General features: G+C 65.7%; 14 protein-coding genes. 10 read left to right on the top strand and 4 right to left on the bottom strand.

The genetic code is table 11. The annotated features are described in order from the left end of the window. Window positions 1-34 precede the first annotated feature (34 nt). Complete coding sequence (locus tag A9976_RS06125; RefSeq protein ID WP_183018271.1) at window positions 35-994, bottom strand: LysR family transcriptional regulator; 960 nt, start codon at window positions 992-994, stop codon at window positions 35-37. Window positions 995-1,119: 125 nt separating this feature from the next. Between A9976_RS06125 and A9976_RS06120 the strand changes: the two genes are divergently transcribed. From A9976_RS06120 to A9976_RS06100, 5 genes are read left to right on the top strand one after another with little or no spacing between them, the layout of a single operon-like run. Beyond that, window positions 1,120-1,971: an aldo/keto reductase gene (locus A9976_RS06120; protein WP_183018270.1), complete on the top strand. Its 852-nt coding sequence runs from the start codon at window positions 1,120-1,122 to the stop codon at window positions 1,969-1,971. Between the two features lie 9 nt (window positions 1,972-1,980). Then, complete coding sequence (locus A9976_RS06115; protein WP_183018269.1) at window positions 1,981-3,411, top strand: MFS transporter; 1,431 nt, start codon at window positions 1,981-1,983, stop codon at window positions 3,409-3,411. Then, window positions 3,408-4,625, top strand: coding sequence for a carboxymuconolactone decarboxylase family protein (locus A9976_RS06110; protein ID WP_183018268.1), 1,218 nt, complete (start codon window positions 3,408-3,410; stop codon window positions 4,623-4,625). The genes A9976_RS06115 and A9976_RS06110 overlap by 4 nt, the downstream gene beginning before the upstream one ends. Further along, window positions 4,625-5,704, top strand: a complete 1,080-nt coding sequence (locus tag A9976_RS06105; RefSeq protein WP_409049535.1) for an alpha/beta hydrolase — start codon at window positions 4,625-4,627, stop codon at window positions 5,702-5,704. The genes A9976_RS06110 and A9976_RS06105 overlap by 1 nt, the downstream gene beginning before the upstream one ends. Before the next feature lie 55 nt (window positions 5,705-5,759). Next, complete coding sequence (locus A9976_RS06100) at window positions 5,760-5,924, top strand: twin-arginine translocation signal domain-containing protein (RefSeq protein ID WP_183018266.1); 165 nt, start codon at window positions 5,760-5,762, stop codon at window positions 5,922-5,924. 448 nt (window positions 5,925-6,372) lie between these two features. Here the strand turns inward: A9976_RS06100 and A9976_RS06095 are convergent, their stop codons facing one another. Together A9976_RS06095 and A9976_RS06090 are read right to left on the bottom strand one after the other, a co-directional pair. Further along, window positions 6,373-7,482 carry a PHB depolymerase family esterase gene (locus A9976_RS06095; protein WP_183018265.1) on the bottom strand — a complete coding sequence of 370 codons (1,110 nt, stop codon included), beginning with the start codon at window positions 7,480-7,482 and terminating at the stop codon, window positions 6,373-6,375. A 10-nt stretch (window positions 7,483-7,492) separates the two neighbouring features. After that, window positions 7,493-7,906, bottom strand: a complete 414-nt coding sequence (locus A9976_RS06090; protein ID WP_183018264.1) for a CopG family transcriptional regulator — start codon at window positions 7,904-7,906, stop codon at window positions 7,493-7,495. Window positions 7,907-8,112: 206 nt separating this feature from the next. On the opposite strand from A9976_RS06090, the gene trhA reads away from it, so the two are divergent. Together trhA and A9976_RS06080 are read left to right on the top strand one after the other, a co-directional pair. Then, on the top strand, window positions 8,113-8,766 hold the full coding sequence (gene trhA, locus A9976_RS06085) for a PAQR family membrane homeostasis protein TrhA (protein ID WP_183018263.1): 654 nt from the start codon (window positions 8,113-8,115) through the stop codon (window positions 8,764-8,766). Window positions 8,767-8,856: 90 nt separating this feature from the next. After that, entirely contained in the window at window positions 8,857-9,348 is a 492-nt protein-coding gene (locus A9976_RS06080) for a hypothetical protein (protein ID WP_183018262.1), read from the top strand. Window positions 9,349-9,434: 86 nt separating this feature from the next. Here A9976_RS06080 and A9976_RS06075 read toward each other — a convergent pair whose 3' ends face one another. Next, entirely contained in the window at window positions 9,435-10,043 is a 609-nt protein-coding gene (locus tag A9976_RS06075; protein WP_183018261.1) for a DUF4337 domain-containing protein, read from the bottom strand. Window positions 10,044-10,521: 478 nt separating this feature from the next. Here A9976_RS06075 and A9976_RS06070 point away from each other — a divergent pair, with 478 nt between their 5' ends. From A9976_RS06070 to A9976_RS06060, 3 genes are read left to right on the top strand one after another with little or no spacing between them, the layout of a single operon-like run. Continuing rightward, window positions 10,522-11,829, top strand: a complete 1,308-nt coding sequence (locus A9976_RS06070) for a dicarboxylate/amino acid:cation symporter (RefSeq protein WP_183018260.1) — start codon at window positions 10,522-10,524, stop codon at window positions 11,827-11,829. Window positions 11,830-11,875: 46 nt separating this feature from the next. Then, window positions 11,876-13,756, top strand: coding sequence for an ATP-binding protein (locus tag A9976_RS06065; RefSeq protein ID WP_183018259.1), 1,881 nt, complete (start codon window positions 11,876-11,878; stop codon window positions 13,754-13,756). Beyond that, entirely contained in the window at window positions 13,753-15,099 is a 1,347-nt protein-coding gene (locus tag A9976_RS06060; protein ID WP_183018258.1) for a sigma-54 dependent transcriptional regulator, read from the top strand. The genes A9976_RS06065 and A9976_RS06060 overlap by 4 nt, the downstream gene beginning before the upstream one ends. Window positions 15,100-15,109 lie beyond the last annotated feature (10 nt).

Here is a 15,109-nt window from a genome sequence, read left to right as displayed (position 1 = left end):
TTTCGGGGCAATGGCTGATGCTGCTTGTGTTGCATCAAGCGCGGCCTGGTCGTCCGACTTTGCCTAGAAGCTCGCTCGGGTTGAGTACGTACTCCGGGCTGTCCACCAGACGTTGAACGGCCAAATCGATGAATGCACGGGCTCGTACTGGCTGGGACGACCTGCTTCCGAAGTAGACGAAGTAGCTGGCGTAGTCCGGCATGTGGTCCACGAGGATCGGGATCAGCTTGCCGGAGCGGATAAACGGTGCCGCGGTGACGCCCGCGAGCTGGGCCAGCACCTTGCCGGCCAGGACGGCTTGCAGCTCAAACAGCTCGTCGTTGCTGCAGATCGTCGGGGCGACTGGCTGGTCGGCGGCCTGGCCGTCGATCTTCACCCGCCACGGCAGCACTTTCCCCGTGCTCGGATGCCGATAGGCGCTGCAGCGGTGTGTGGCCAGGTCAGCCAACGACTCGGGCACACCGTGCTTCGCGAAGTAGGAAGGTGCACCGCAGATGGGCAACTGAACCGGGAACAGCCGTCGTGCAATCACGCCCTCATGGGGCGACGGACCGAGACGAAAGCCCACGTCCACGCGATCCTCCACCCAGTTGCCGATACGGTCGTCCAGCAAGACGTCGGGCTGGATCCCTGGATGCATATCGCAAAACTCGTCGACCAGGCGCCAAAGAATCGGCTGGAACGTGGTGCGAGGTCCCGTGATGCGCAGCGGGCCCGCAAATTCATCCCGTGCCGACTTGGCGGACTGCAGTGCTCTGTGCATTCCCGTCACGGCCGGCCGCACGTCCTCGAACAGCCGCTGTCCTGCATCGGTCAGCGACATCACACGCGTTGTCCGATGGAACAGGCGCACGTCCAGATGGGCTTCCAGCTGGGCCAATGCCTTGCTGGCCGCCTGGGGGCTGATGCCAAGTTCTGCTGCAGCTTTGCGCAGGCTGCCAAGTTCCGCTGCCTTGATAAAGGTCGTGATGGATCGAAGCTCGTTGATCGCCATGAGTGGCCTCCTCGCGGCTTTCATTGTCATTGAATTGATGCTAATTCAACAACCCAAATGCATCTATCCAGATGCCAGTCCGTTGCCTAAAGTTCGTGCCATCAAACTTCTACAAGGCAAAGCTCATGCAGCACGTCGTTCTGAACAACGGTCTTCACATGCCCATGGTCGGGTATGGCGTCTTCCAGATCGCCGATGCCAATGAGTGCCAGCGCAGCGTCGTCGATGCCATCGAAGCCGGCTACCGGCTGATCGACACCGCGGCCTCCTACATGAACGAAGAAGCGGTCGGCAAGGGATTGCGCTCCAGTGGCGTGCCGCGTGACCAGCTCTTCGTCACCAGCAAGCTCTGGGTGCAGGAGACCGGCTACGAGCGCACGCAGCAAGCCATCGACAAGTCCCTGCGTCGGCTGCAGCTCAGCTACCTCGACCTGTACCTGATTCACCAGCCCTTCGGCGACGTCCACGGTTCGTGGCGCGCGATGGAGGACGCCTACCGCGCGGGCAAGCTGCGCGCCATCGGCGTCAGCAACTTCCAACCGGACCGCCTGATGGACATCAAGGCGTTCAACGAGATCGCACCGGCGGTCAACCAAGTCGAAGTGAATCCCTTCCAGCAGCAGCTGCAAGCCGTGCCGTTCATGAGAGAGATGGATGTGCAGGCCGAGGCCTGGGCTCCGTTTGCCGAAGGCCGCAACGGCCTCTTCCAGAACGAAGTGCTGCTCGGCATCGCCCGGCACTACGGCAAGTCGGTCGGCCAGGTGGTGCTGCGCTGGCTGGTACAGCGCGGGATCGTCGCGCTCGCCAAGTCGGTCCGCAAGGAGCGCATGGCAGAGAACATCGCCATCTTCGACTTCGCACTCAGCGACGCCCACATGGCAAGCATCGCCACGCTCGACACCAACACGAGCAGCTTCTTCTCTCACCGCGACCCGGCCATCGTCAAGTGGATGTCCGAGCGCAGGCTGGACATCTGAGTGACCGCGATGAACGCCGCGCAATCCTGCCCCATCCGCAACGAGAACAAGGTCCTGGCCGTCATCGTTGCCAGCTACCTGATGATCGTCGTGGACATTTCCATCGTCATCACGGGTCTGCCCCGCATCCAGGCAAGCCTGGGCTTCACTTCGGCGCAACTGTCCTGGGTGACCAATGCCTACACGCTGGCTTTCGGTGGCTTGCTGCTCCTGGGTGCCCGCGCTGGCGACATCCTGGGCCGCCGGCGGATGTTCATCCTGGGGCTGGCGCTGTTCACGCTCGCCTCCGTCTCCATCGGCCTGGCGCCTGGCGCAAGCTGGTTGCTGGTCTCCCGCGCAATTCAAGGTGTAGGCGCCGCCGTCCTTGCGCCGTCCACGCTCGCACTGCTGTCCACGCATTTCGCGGAGGGGCCAGGCCGCACCCGGGCGCTCTCGCTGTACGCGGCGGCTGCCGGTGTCGGCGCAACCCTGGGCCTGGTCTTGGGCGGCCTGTTCGCTGATTTGGTGTCCTGGCGCGCAGGCTTTTTCATCAACCTGCCAATAGGGTTGCTGTTGATCGTCGCTGCGCGTGGCCACATTGCCGAGACCCAGAAGCAGGAAGGCCAGTTCGACGTGGGCGGCGCCATCAGCTCGACCATAGGGATGACGGCGCTGGTCTACGGCCTGGTTCGAGCAGCTGAAGCTGGCTGGCACGATGGCCTCGCACAGGGGGCCCTGGTCGGCGGCATGCTGATGATCCTGCTCTTCATCGGCATTGAGCGCCGGGTCCGGCAACCCATCCTGCCGCTGCGCCTGTTCACCAGCCCGCAGCGAGCCGGTGCGTACATCACGCGCATGCTCTTCCTGGGCGGAGCCGTTGGCTTCTGGTTCTTCTGTACGCAGTTCCTGCAGGGCGTGCTGCATCTGCGGCCCATGCAAGCCGGCATTGCCTTCCTGCCCGTGACGCTGCCCAACTTTGCCTCGGCCATGGCCGTGCCCGGGCTGGCTCGCCGCTTCGGCAACGAAACGCTGCTCCTCGCCGGCCTGCTGCTCGGAGTGGTGGGCCTCGCCTGGTTGGGTCAAGCGCATGCGCTATCGAGCTATTGGACCGGCATCGCCCCGCCCATGGTCCTGATCGGACTGGGCCAGGGCTTGTTGCTGGCACCGCTGACCGCGGCCGGTGTGGCGGGAGTGGCGCGTGAGGACGCGGGTGCTGCGTCCGGCCTGGTCAACGTGGCTCACCAGTTGGGGGGAGCACTGGGGCTTGGACTGCTGGTTCTTGTCTTCGCCAGCGCTGGCTCGTCCATCGAGCAACAAGACAGTGCAGCCCTCGCGCATCGCATTGCTGCCGTCATGGACGTGGCCGCTCTGCTGCTCGGCCTGGCGCTGATCGTCTCGTGGTTCTTTATCGTCAAGCCGCACCGCCGCCATCAGGCGAAACAACAGGAGGCGCTCTCGTGAAATCACTGCTTTCAATGGCCCTGAGCGGTGCGGTGACAGCCGCTGCGGCGCAGTCTTCCGGTCCTGGCGCAATGCCGCCCGTCGTCGAAGTTCGCCCCGCGGCTGCGCAGCAGGTCAGCGTTGGATCGGCCGATACGTTCACCGGCGACGTCCGCATCAGCTCACCCTTTCAGGCGCCACTTCCCGGAGCGGCCGGTGGAGCGACCGTCACGTTCACGGCCCGTGCGCGGACGGCCTGGCATACCCATCCGCTCGGTCAGACGCTGATCGTCACCGAGGGACAGGGCCTCGTGCAACAACAAGGCCAGCCGGCGCTCATCATTCGCCCTGGCGATGTCGTGACCATCCCGCCCAACGTGCGCCACTGGCATGGCGCCGGGCCTTCAGGCTCCATGACCCACATCGCCATTGCCGAGAAAGAAAACGGCAGCGCCGTGGCCTGGCAGGACAAACTCTGCGAGCAGGACTACCAGGCCGCCGTGGTGAGCGCAGGCCTTTCCGCGATGACCGGCCAGAGGGCACAGCAGCCACAGAAGCCACAGGAGCCACAGAAGGCCGTGCAGCCTGCGTCCGATTCGCTGAGCCCCAGGCAACGCGCCATTCCGCTCATCGCCGCCTTCACGGCAATCAGTGACATGCCCCGGCTGGGCATGGCACTGAACCAGGGGCTGGACGCGGGCATGACAGTCAGCGAGGCCAAGGAAGTCCTGGTGCAGCTCTATGCCTACGCGGGCTTCCCCAGAAGTCTCAATGCGCTCGGCGAACTGCTCAAGGTCGTCGAGCTGCGCAAGCAGCGCGGCGTGCAGGACGCTCCGGGTCACGACCCCAGCCGAGCCGTGTCCACCGGTCGTGAGTTGGCGCTGGTCGGCCAGGCCAATCAGACCGAGATTTCAGGTGGACCGGTCCAGGGCCCGGTGTTCGAGTTCGCGCCGATCATCAATCAGTTTCTGCAGGCTCACCTGTTTGGCGACATTTTCGAGCGCGACAACCTCGATTGGCGCAGCCGCGAGCTGGCCACGGTCGGAGCGCTGGCTGCGTCACCGGGTGCAGAGAACCAGCTGCGCTCCCACATGCGAGCCAGCCTGCGCGTGGGCCTGACCGCATCGCAACTGCGGCAGCTGAGCCAAGCGCTGGCGGAAGGAGTCGGCCCCGAGGTGGCAGCCCGCGCCGATGACGCACTCGTGCAGGCCCTCGACGCCGCATCAAAAGGCTGATGATGAGCATCACCCGCATCTTCCGCGCAGGAGCACTTGTCTTGGCTGTATCGCTGGCAGGTTGCGCCTCTCATTCGGACAGTTCGTCGAAGCCCCTGGTCATTCAGCGCCAGGGCAGCTTCGCGGTCGGTGGCGTTGTGAAGACGGTGCCCGGCGTCTACGACAACGACAAGCCGACAAGCGCAGGGCAAAGCTTCCACGGCGATCACCTCTACGCCTTCTATCAGGTTCCGCAGAATCCGAGGCCTTTGCCCATCGTGATGCTGCACGGCGCCTTCCAGTCGGCTCGGAGCTGGGAAACGACGTCGGACGGCCGCGAGGGCTTCCAGAACCTGTTCCTGCACCGCGGCTTCCCGGTCTACCTTGTCGATCAGCCGCGCCGAGGCAGGGCCGGCAACAGCACCGTCGCCACGACGACCGGGCCGACGCCCTACGACCAGCTGTTCTTCGACCAGTTCCGTTTTGGCAAGTGGCCGAGCTATTTCGACAACGTACAGTTCGACCGCCAGCCGGAGACACTGAACCAGTTCCTGCGCTCGGTGACGCCGAACACCGGCGCCTATGACGCCAACGTGATCGCCGAGGCGATGGCTGCGCTCTTCACCAAGACAGGCCCGGCCATCCTCTTCACGCACTCACAGGGCGGCGGACCTGGCTGGCTGACAGCCATCAAGAGCGCCAACGTCAAGGGCGTCGTGGCGTTCGAGCCGGGCAGCGGCTTCATCTTCCCGCCGGGGGAGCTGCCGGCCGCCATGCCCAGCGCTGCGGGAACCCTGGCGCCGGAGGCTGTCTCGGCACAAGACTTCCAAAAGCTCACCCGCATCCCCATCGTCATTTACTACGGCGACAACTTCCCGACTGAGCCCACCACCGAGCGCGGCCAGGACAACTGGCGCGTCCGGCTCGCCATGGCTCGCCTTTGGGTGGACGCCGTCAACAGGCACGGCGGAGATGCACAGCTCGTGCATCTGCCTGAGATGGGCATACGCGGGAACACCCACTTCATCATGTCCGACCTGAACAACGTCCAGATCGCGGACCTGGTGTCCTCCTTCCTCACCAGGAAGAGGCTCGATTGACCCTTTCGCCTGGTTCGCAAGAACCGCACAGATGTCTCAGTAGATCGGACGACCCATGACCCACGTATCCATTGACACGAAGCGCCGTGAGTTCCTTGGCACTTCGGCCATCGCAATTTCTGCAGCAGCCCTCGGAGTTACAACCATGGCTGGTCCCTCCACGGCGGGTCGAACGAAGAACGGGCCCGGTGCCTGCCCTGCATCAAGGAGTTTCAGATGAAGGACAGCGCGGACTCGATTCGTCGCGCATTGATGGCGGCCATAACCCCTCTCCCACTGATCGCCAGAGCGACAGCGACGGAACAACGGGACGGTAGGCGTTCAGACCGAACGTCGACGCCAGTCGCCTACTTTTCGAGGTCAGGCAACACCCGTGTCGTCGCAGGACTCATCCAGAGGTCGCTCGGGGCCGACCTCTTCGAGCTTCAACCGCGCACTGCACCGTGAATGGCGCAGATCAGCCGGGAGGAGTCCCCCAAGCGGGCGTTGCCGCAAGCAGCTTCCGGCCATGAGCAGCCGTTCGGGGCAGCGCTCAGCTTTCTTCGGCATGGGTTCTCGATGGAGTCCAGCGCTGTTTCTTGCATCCGTGTGCGCCGAGAAATGGGACGCCGCCAACCCTGCGACTCTTTGGCGTCATGCGGTTGGCGGATGCAATGCGTGGCCTCGGGTCAACAGTCGTGGGCACGCTTGTGCGAAAGGAAAAAGCGCAGCATCTCGGCGCTGGCGTCGATTCCTCCTGGCGTGGTGTAGCTGCCCGCCGAGCTACCGCCGGACCATGCGTGGCCCGCGCCATGCAGTTGCCAGTGCTCAATGGCGGTACTTCCGTCGGCCGCGACATAGGCAGAGCGGGTGAATCGCTGGCGGTTCGGCGCATGGCCCTGGATGACGCGAGGTGCGCCTTGGGGACTTTGCGCGCTGCGTGCAGCATGCACCACGGCCGCGCCGTTGTCGTGGTGCACCGTTGTGTCCGCATCGCCGTGAAACACGATCACTGGACACACGCTGGGACCGCTGGCCGAGCCTGATGCTGCGCCTCTTCGCATCGCCTCGAGGGCTGATGGCAGATTGGACGCAGCACCGGCGGGCAAGCCCGAATGCACGCCCACGGCGGCGAACAGCTCAGGATAGGTGCGTCCCAATATGTCCGCCATTGCACCGCCCGCCGATAGTCCGGCGACATAGACACGCGATGCGTCCGCGCCATGGTCAGCCACCACCTGGCGTGTGAGGCCCGCCAGCAGTGCTGGCTCGCCCCGGCCCCGCTGCTGGTGCTGGGCCTTGAACCAGTTCCAGCATTTTTGCGAGTTCGCATGCTGTGTTTGTTCAGGATAGAGCACCAATACGCCAGCCCTGCGTGCCTGGTCATTCATGCGCGTGCCGGCGGCGAAGTCTTCCGGCCCTTGGGTGCAACCGTGCAGCATGAGGACGAGCGGCCGAGGCCCCGCTTCAAGTGCACTGCCTGGCGGCACATACAGCCGATAGGCCAGCTGCCGGCCTCCGTGCGAGTAGCTGCCGCGCAGCCATTGCTCGTCGCTGGAGGTGTCTGCCTGCGCCGTGCCCGCAGGCACGGCAAGTTCGGGAGCATCGTCGATGAAACGGGCTTCGGCATCGACGATCCAGCCGCCTTCCCGATGACTGGTTGCGGCTGGCTTGTCGTGGGCCGGCGGGGTGCTGTGGCCTCGCAACGTGCGCTGAATCAGCTCGGTTGCTTCCAGCAAATTGCCAGTGCGCGTCAGGCGTGTAGCCTCGCCCAGCATGTCGTGAAAAAGCTGTTTCATGGAATGGTTCTCAGGTAATGCGGCCGGCCAGAGCGGCGCGAACGGCGGGGCTGGCCTGGAGCGCTCCCAGCACCGTGATGGATTCGATGGTTTCTGCGGCCAACTGAGCAGGCACGTCCTGCGCGATGCTGGCCAGGCCCAGCACCCGGATCTGCAGCTTCTCCCCGGCAGCCTTCACCCGCAGGAGATCGGCCTGGGAGAAATGCTGCATACCCAGGACCAGCATCTTGCGGGCGACGACCTGCTGCAACGCGTCCGCATGGCTGCGCAGGTGATTGCGTATCGCTGTACGGATGAAATCACTGCGGTTGGCGTAGAAGCCTTCGGCGACCAGCAGGTCGATTTGGCCCAGGTCGACATAGCCCAGATTGATGGTGAGCTTCTCGGATTCGCTCACGCGAGGGGTGGAGGTGGTTGTGGCCATGGAACATCCTTATGCCATCCATATGGATGGTTTGTGGATGTTTTCAAGGCCTGATGTTTCAATTTGGTGCTGCACGTCGTGTGGTGTCCGGTGGACGGGCTCTCCAGCGTGTCCGTTGCCATCATTGCCCTGTCACGTCTGGGCCTTAGGGTGGCCGAGCCGGGCCAACGCGCCCGGCGTTGCTCAGCCATGCGCCAGGAGGCTCCATGCAAGATTTGCAGGCAGGCTCGCCGCACGGCACTTCCGTTTGGTGCCAGCCCGGCGAACGGTTCAATACCTGGAGCCATCTGGCAGCCCTGCCCGTGGGCCTGGCGGCCAGTGTGGTTCTCATCTGCGAAACGGTGGCCGGCGGTGATGCGCGCAAGATTGTGGGCGCTGTGGTGTTTGGCCTGTCTCTGGCGGCGCTGTTTGGCGCATCGGCCCTCTTTCATGGCTGTACCGGGGTGCGCAAGCGTTTCTGGCAGCGCGTAGACCACGCCTGCATTTACCTGCTGATTGCCGGCAGCCACACGCCCTTTGCCTTGATGGCGCCCCCTGGCTTGTGGGCTTGGCTGCTGCTGGGCGGCGTATGGGGGCTCGCATTTCAGGGTGCGATACGTGCACTGGGTTTCGATTCGCCGCCGCGCCTGTCCCTGTACATCAGCCTTGGCTGGCTCAGCTTGGGGGGCGCGGTGCCGGTGGCCTTTCGCCATGGTGCGCAGACCCTGGCCTGGCTGCTCGCCGGCGGACTGCTCTATTCGGCAGGAACGGTGTTCTACCGTCGTCTGGCGAGCATGCGCCACGCGCACGGCATCTGGCATCTGTTCGTGGTTGCCGGCAGCGCCTGCCATACCGTCGCGGTAGCCGGTTTGCTCGCCTGAGTCGACCGCTTTCGAAATAGACCCATGCCCGCGAACTGTATGGATAGACAGTAAAATCCTGGGCTTGATAGTTTCCACAAAGGTCTGGACATGTCTGGAGAACTCGAACAGGAAGTCGCCTCAATCTTCGAAGACCGCCTTTGGCACCACAACGGCTGGGAAGCCCGCGTCATCAAGAATGAAGACGACGATGGCTGGGCCGTCGCAATGACCCAGGACGGCCAGGTGGAGCCGAGCCTGGTCGGCCCGTGGACCATGGGCCGCGACAAGAAAAACCCCAAGCCGCTGGACGTTGCCGCCTTCAACACGCTCGTGAAGACGGCGCACGAGGTGATGCGCCGGCATGAGCAGCATCTGGCAGCGCAGTTGCACAAGGATGTGCAGATCATGGTGGGCGGGTCACGCGTGACCGTCTCTCTGGATATCGAGCCCGATGAGGACAATCCCAGCGCCACGCTCACCGCCACTGTCGCCGACGGCAGCGAGCTGGCCAAGGTGGGAGTCAGGCCGGACCATCAGCTCACCCGGACGTCTGCGCAAGCCTGGGCAGAGGCAGGCTATCCCCGTCCCAGCGAGGACTGAGCCGCGGGCAAGGCCGGGGAATCAGGGGGCTGCTTCACAGGTGCCTTCCAAGGCGGATATGCGGCTTTGCGGCTTTGCCACACGCTCTAGATGTGCAGCATGGCCAGCCCGCCCACGCCAAGGCCCAGCGCTGCCACGCCGAGCATGGCGTATTCCAGCCATTTCTTCTTGGTCAGCAGCGCGATGGCTGCAAGGGCAATGGCGACCTGTAGCGCGGTGGTGGCCTGAGCCCAGCGGTGATGCAGATGCATCTGCATCTCGGACTTCTCGTCCCATTGCCGGGCCTCGGCTTCCAGGCGGTCGGCATCGCGCTTGATGTCATCCTTTTCTTTTTCGTAGCGCTCCACCTTGGCCTGGTAGGCTGCCCGCTTGTCCTCCGTGGTCGCCAGGTCACGCGCGAACTCGGACAGCGATTGCTTGGTGCTCTTGGCCTGGAAGAAGGCCCACTGGTTGGCCGCTTCGGTCTTCTTGATGGCTGCGTCGTTTTTGTACAGCCCGGCATTGGCCTGGGTGGCACCGCCCATGTACGAGAAGATGGCTCCGACCGTGGCGATGACTGCGGTGCACATGGCGATCTGGTTGGTCAGGCTGCCGCCGCCGATGCCGTGGTGGGCGGTTTGGCCATGCTCGCCCTGGGCGGCATGTTCTAGCTCGTGATCGTGTGGGCCATGGACGTGAAAGCCGCCGGAAGACATAGGTGCCAATTCCTTGATTCAATGGGGTGGCGCATTATGGGGCCGCTATGCCCGCAACCCCGGGCTCCGGGATGCGCGCAGCGCATGGAGGGTGTGTGAGTTCTTGTGCATGACCCGCAGCCCATGGCCTGGGCCTCGGTGTCCGCGTAATGCCCGGGGCACAGGCAGGACGCAGGCGGCATGCCCGGGCATCCGGCCATCCGGTTTTCCGAACGACGCAGGCGTTCCATCGTTCGGATTTCCGTGCCACCTTATGCATAAAAGTAAGGTCGATATAGGCGAATCAAGCAGTTAGCGCAGGGTGCAGGTGCCGGATGCGGCTGGCACGGTCTGTGCACTGTCAGGCGCAGGCCACGTGCATCGTGGTTGTGTATGCAGGGAGACAAGCCCGTCTTCGCTGTGGCATCCGGCCCGTGGCCGGCAGCCGTGGTGGCCGGGCTCGCTTGCAAGACCGAAATACGTCCAACGAAAAATCCGCATGAAATTCAACCGCTTGACCACCATGGTGCTCGTGGCCATGGTCCTCGGCGTGCTGGTGGGCTATGCCTGCAACAGCTACGCACCCACGCCCGAGGCCGCCAAGGAAATCGCCAGCTACTTCGGCATCCTCACCGATGTCTTCCTGCGCATGATCAAGATGATCATCGCGCCCCTGGTGTTCGCCACCCTGGTGTCGGGCCTGGCCAACATGGGCGACGCCAAGGCCGTGGGCCGCATCGGCGGCCGCGCGCTGGGCTGGTTCATCGTGGCCTCGTTCTGCTCGCTGACCATCGGCCTGATCTATGCGAACGTGCTGCAGCCCGGCCATGGCCTGAGCGTGGCCCTGCCGTCGTCGGCCGAGGGCCTGAACCTCAAGACCTCGGCGCTGAACCTCAAGGACTTCATCGCCCACGTGTTCCCCAAGAACATCTTCGAGGCCATGGCCACCAACGAGGTGCTGCAGATCCTGGTGTTCGCGCTGTTCTTCGGCATTGCGCTGGGCAATCTGCACAACCAGGCCGCGCGCTCCATGGTGGGCCTGATGGACGAGGTGGTCCACGTCATGCTCAAGGTCACCGATTACGTGATGCGCTTCGCCCCCGTGGGCGTGTTCGGCGCCGTGGCCGGCACCATCGCCATCCATGGCCTGGGCATGCTGTCGGTGTTCGGCAAGTTCATGCTGTGCTTCTACCTGGCCCTGGCCACGCTGTGGGTGCTGCTGATCGTGGCCGGCTATTGCGTGCTGGGCCGTGACATCTTCCGCCTGCTGAACCTGATTCGTGGCCCGCTGCTGGTGGGCTTTTCCACGGCCAGCAGCGAATCGACCTATCCCAAGCTCATGGAGCAGTTGGAGAAGTTCGGCATCAAGCCGCGCATCATCGGCTTCGTGCTGCCGCTGGGCTACTCGTTCAATCTGGACGGCTCGATGGTCTACACCACCTTCCTGGCCATCTTCATCGCCCAGGCCTACGGCATCGACATGACGCTGACGGCCCAGATCACCATGCTGCTGGTGCTGATGGTCTCCAGCAAGGGCATTGCCGGCGTGCCGCGCGCATCGCTGGTGGTGGTGGCCGCCGTGCTGCCCATGTTCGGCCTGCCCGAGGCGGGCATCCTGCTGATCCTGGGCATCGACCACTTCCTGGACATGGGCCGCACGCTGACCAATGTGCTGGGCAATGCGATCGCCACGGCCGTCGTGGCCAAGTGGGAAGGCGCCGTCGATCCGACCACGGCCACGGATGACGACGAGTCCCTGCTGCCCACGGACCATTCCGAGCAAGGGCGGCCCGCTGTCTCGGCCTGAGGCCGGGGCGGTGCGGGAGGGCGCTGATAACATCGGTGCCTTCACCATGCCCGCCCGCCGCCCCCTGCGCCAGCTCATCCTGCTTTTGCTGTGGCTTGCCCTGAGCGGGCTGAGCGGCTGGGGTGCGTACCTGCTGGCGCAGCGGCTGGGCATTGCCGATCTGCGTGCCACGGGCATGCACCGGCTGGAGCTGTACGGCGCCAGCCTGCAGCGCGAGATCGGCAAGTACGCCTTCCTGCCCGACGTGCTGGCACTGGAAGGCAATGTGCAAAGGCTGCTGGCCGAGCCCGGCGACGAGCAGCTCACCAACCGCGTCAACGCCTACCTGGAGCAACTCAACGACCGTGCGGGAACGCTGACCGCCTACCTGGTCGATGCCCGTGGCCACGTCGTGGCCTCCAGCAACTGGCGGCGCTCCGACAGCTACATGGGCGAGGACCTGAGCTTTCGCCCCTACTACCGCACCGCCATGGCCACGGGCAGCGCGCGCTTCTTCGGCATAGGCACCACGCGCGGCGAGCCCGGCTACTACCTGGCCTCCACCCTGGGCGACGACACCCACACGCTGGGCGTGGCCGTGGTCAAGGTCAGCCTGGACCAGCTGGAGCAATCGTGGTCCACGGTGGAGGCGCCCGTGCTGGTGGGCGACGAGAACGGCGTCGTCATCCTGGGCACGGTCTCCGACTGGAAATTCACCACCCTGCGCACGCTGGACGAGGGCACGCGCGCCGCTTTCGACCACACGCGCCAGTACAACCGCCGCGCGCTGGAGCCGCTGGGCCTGCAGGTGCTGCGCGACCTGGGCCAGGGCGCGCGCCTGGTGCGCATTGCCCGCCATGGCGAGGAATCGCCAGGTTCGGTCTACCCGGTCAGCGGCCGCTTCCTGGCCCAGTCGCGCCAGCTGCCTGGCACGCCCTGGACGATCACCGTGCTCTCGCACCTGGAGCAGGTCGACCAGCTTGCCCAGAGCCGCGCGCTGGCCGCGGCCGTGGGCGCGGCCTTCGTGCTGCTGCTGGCCATGATGGTCAACGAGCGCCGCCGCCACCTGCGCGACCGCCTGGCCGCGCGCGAGGCGCTGCAGGCCGCGCATGACGAACTGGAGCGCAAGGTGGAGCAGCGCACGGCCGACCTGTCGGCCGCCAACGAGGCCCTGCAGGCCGAGGTGGTCGAGCGCACCCACGCCGAGGCCACGCTGCGCGCCGCCCAGGACGAACTGGTGCAGGCCGGCAAGCTGGCCGTGATAGGCCAGCTGTCCACGGGCGTGGCGCATGAACTCAACCAGCCGCTGACGGCGCTGCGCACCCTGGCGGGCAACAGCCAGCGCTTTCTGGAGCGCGGCGATACCGAAACCACGCGCGTGAACCTGGAGCGCATGGCGCAGCTGGCCGACCGCATGGGCCGCATCACGGGCCAGCTGCGCAACTTTGCGCGCAAGTCCAGCGGCGCCAGCCAGGCCGTGCCGCTGGCGCATGCGCTGGACAATGCGCTGGCCGTGCTGGAGTCGCGCGTGGCCGAGACCGGCGCCCGCATCCTGCGCGATGACGGCGTGCCCGAGGCCGTGGCCTGGTGCGACCGCAACCGCATCGAGCAGGTGCTGATCAACCTGATCAACAACTCCCTGGACGCCATGCGCGGCCAGCCCGCGCCCTGCCTGGAGCTGGCCTGCGCCGTGGCCGATGGCCGCGCCCAGGTCACCGTGCGCGACCACGGCCCGGGCCTGAGCGAAGCGGCGCAGGCCCATCTGTTCCAGCCGTTTTTCACCACCAAGGAAGAGGGCGTGGGCCTGGGCCTGGGGCTGGCGCTGTCGGCCGGCATCGTGCGCGAATGCGGCGGCACGCTGACGGGCAGCAACCATCCGGGCGGCGGTGCCGTCTTCACGCTGAGCCTGGCCCTGGCACCCTCCACCCCATCCGCCGACACACCATGACCGACGCCCTCAAAGTCCTGATCATCGAGGACGACCCCGACATCGTGCTCGGCTGCGAGCAGGCGCTGCAGCTCGAAGGCATCGCCTGCGAAAGCGTGGGCAGCGCCGAGCAGGCACGCCGCCGCCTGTCGCGCGACTTCGCGGGCATCGTGGTCAGCGACATCCGCCTGCCGCGCATGGACGGCATGGCCTTCCTGCGCGAGCTGGTGGCCATGGACCCGGAACTGCCCGTGGTGCTGATCACCGGCCACGGCGATATCTCCATGGCCGTGCAGGCCATGAAGGACGGTGCCCAGGACTTCATCCAGAAACCCTTCGCCCCCGAAACCCTGGTCGGCGCCGTGCGCCGTGCCCTGGAGCGCCGCCGCCTGGTGCTGGAGGTGCGGGCGCTGCGCCAGCAGCTGGACCAGCGCGACAGCCTGGAGCACCGGCTGATAGGCCGCGCGCCCAATATGCGCCAGCTGCGCCAGATGCTCACGGGGCTGGCGCAGAGCGCGGCCGATGTGCTGATCCAGGGCGAGACCGGCACGGGCAAGGAGCTGGTGGCGCGCTGCCTGCACGAAGCCAGCGCGCGGCGCGATGGCAACTTCGTGGCGGTCAACTGCGGCGGCCTGCCCGACACGCTGTTCGACAGCGAAATGTTCGGCAGCGAGGCCGGCGCCTATACCGGCGCGGGCAAGAAGCGCATCGGCAAGCTGGAGCACGCCAGCGGCGGCACGCTGTTCCTGGACGAGATCGAAAGCATGCCCCTGCCCATGCAGATCAAGCTGCTGCGCGTGCTGCAGGAGCGCGTGCTGGAGCGCCTGGGCTCCAACACCCTGATCCCCATCGACTGCCGCGTGATCGCGGCCACCAAGGTCGATCTGCTGGAGTTGAGCCGGCAAGGATTGTTCCGCGCCGACCTCTACTACCGCCTGAACGTGGCCACCGTCTCGCTGCCGCCGCTGCGCGAGCGGCGCGAGGACGTGCCGCTGCTGTTCGAGCACTTCGCGCTGCAGGGCGCCGCGCGCCACCAGCGGCCCGTGCCCGAGCTGACCACGGCGCGCGTGCAGCAACTGCTGGGCTATGACTGGCCCGGCAACGTGCGCGAGCTGCGCAACGTGGCCGAGCGCACGGTGCTGGGCATCGAGGCCGGCTCGCCCCCCTTCGGCCAGCCGGCCGGCACCACGGCGCAGGACGCCGCGCCCCGGCCGCTGTCCGCCGCTGTCGAGGCCTTCGAGCGCGCCCTCATCGCCGACGCCCTGCGCCGCCACGCCGGCAGCCTGGCGCGCACGGCCGAAGCCCTGTCCATGCCCAAGACCACGCTGCACGACAAGATCCGCAAGTACGGGCTGGATGGATAGGGGCTGGTTG

This window comes from Delftia sp. UME58, assembly GCF_014170385.1.
GTDB lineage: Bacteria > Pseudomonadota > Gammaproteobacteria > Burkholderiales > Burkholderiaceae_C > Comamonas > Comamonas acidovorans.
The sequence above is the reverse complement of the archived record's forward strand: the minus strand, read 5'-3'. Positions and strand labels throughout refer to the sequence as shown.

Coding starts and splice junctions, on each gene's coding strand:
- A9976_RS06080 (WP_183018262.1), top strand. CDS start 8,857: ATGTCTGGAGAACTCGAACAGGAAGTCGCCTCAATCTTCGAAGACCGC.
- A9976_RS06065 (WP_183018259.1), top strand. CDS start 11,876: ATGCCCGCCCGCCGCCCCCTGCGCCAGCTCATCCTGCTTTTGCTGTGG.
- trhA (WP_183018263.1), top strand. CDS start 8,113: ATGCAAGATTTGCAGGCAGGCTCGCCGCACGGCACTTCCGTTTGGTGC.
- A9976_RS06070 (WP_183018260.1), top strand. CDS start 10,522: ATGAAATTCAACCGCTTGACCACCATGGTGCTCGTGGCCATGGTCCTC.
- A9976_RS06120 (WP_183018270.1), top strand. CDS start 1,120: ATGCAGCACGTCGTTCTGAACAACGGTCTTCACATGCCCATGGTCGGG.
- A9976_RS06115 (WP_183018269.1), top strand. CDS start 1,981: ATGAACGCCGCGCAATCCTGCCCCATCCGCAACGAGAACAAGGTCCTG.
- A9976_RS06105 (WP_409049535.1), top strand. CDS start 4,625: ATGATGAGCATCACCCGCATCTTCCGCGCAGGAGCACTTGTCTTGGCT.
- A9976_RS06095 (WP_183018265.1), bottom strand. CDS start 7,482: ATGAAACAGCTTTTTCACGACATGCTGGGCGAGGCTACACGCCTGACG.
- A9976_RS06100 (WP_183018266.1), top strand. CDS start 5,760: ATGACCCACGTATCCATTGACACGAAGCGCCGTGAGTTCCTTGGCACT.
- A9976_RS06125 (WP_183018271.1), bottom strand. CDS start 994: ATGGCGATCAACGAGCTTCGATCCATCACGACCTTTATCAAGGCAGCG.
- A9976_RS06075 (WP_183018261.1), bottom strand. CDS start 10,043: ATGTCTTCCGGCGGCTTTCACGTCCATGGCCCACACGATCACGAGCTA.
- A9976_RS06060 (WP_183018258.1), top strand. CDS start 13,753: ATGACCGACGCCCTCAAAGTCCTGATCATCGAGGACGACCCCGACATC.
- A9976_RS06090 (WP_183018264.1), bottom strand. CDS start 7,906: ATGGCCACAACCACCTCCACCCCTCGCGTGAGCGAATCCGAGAAGCTC.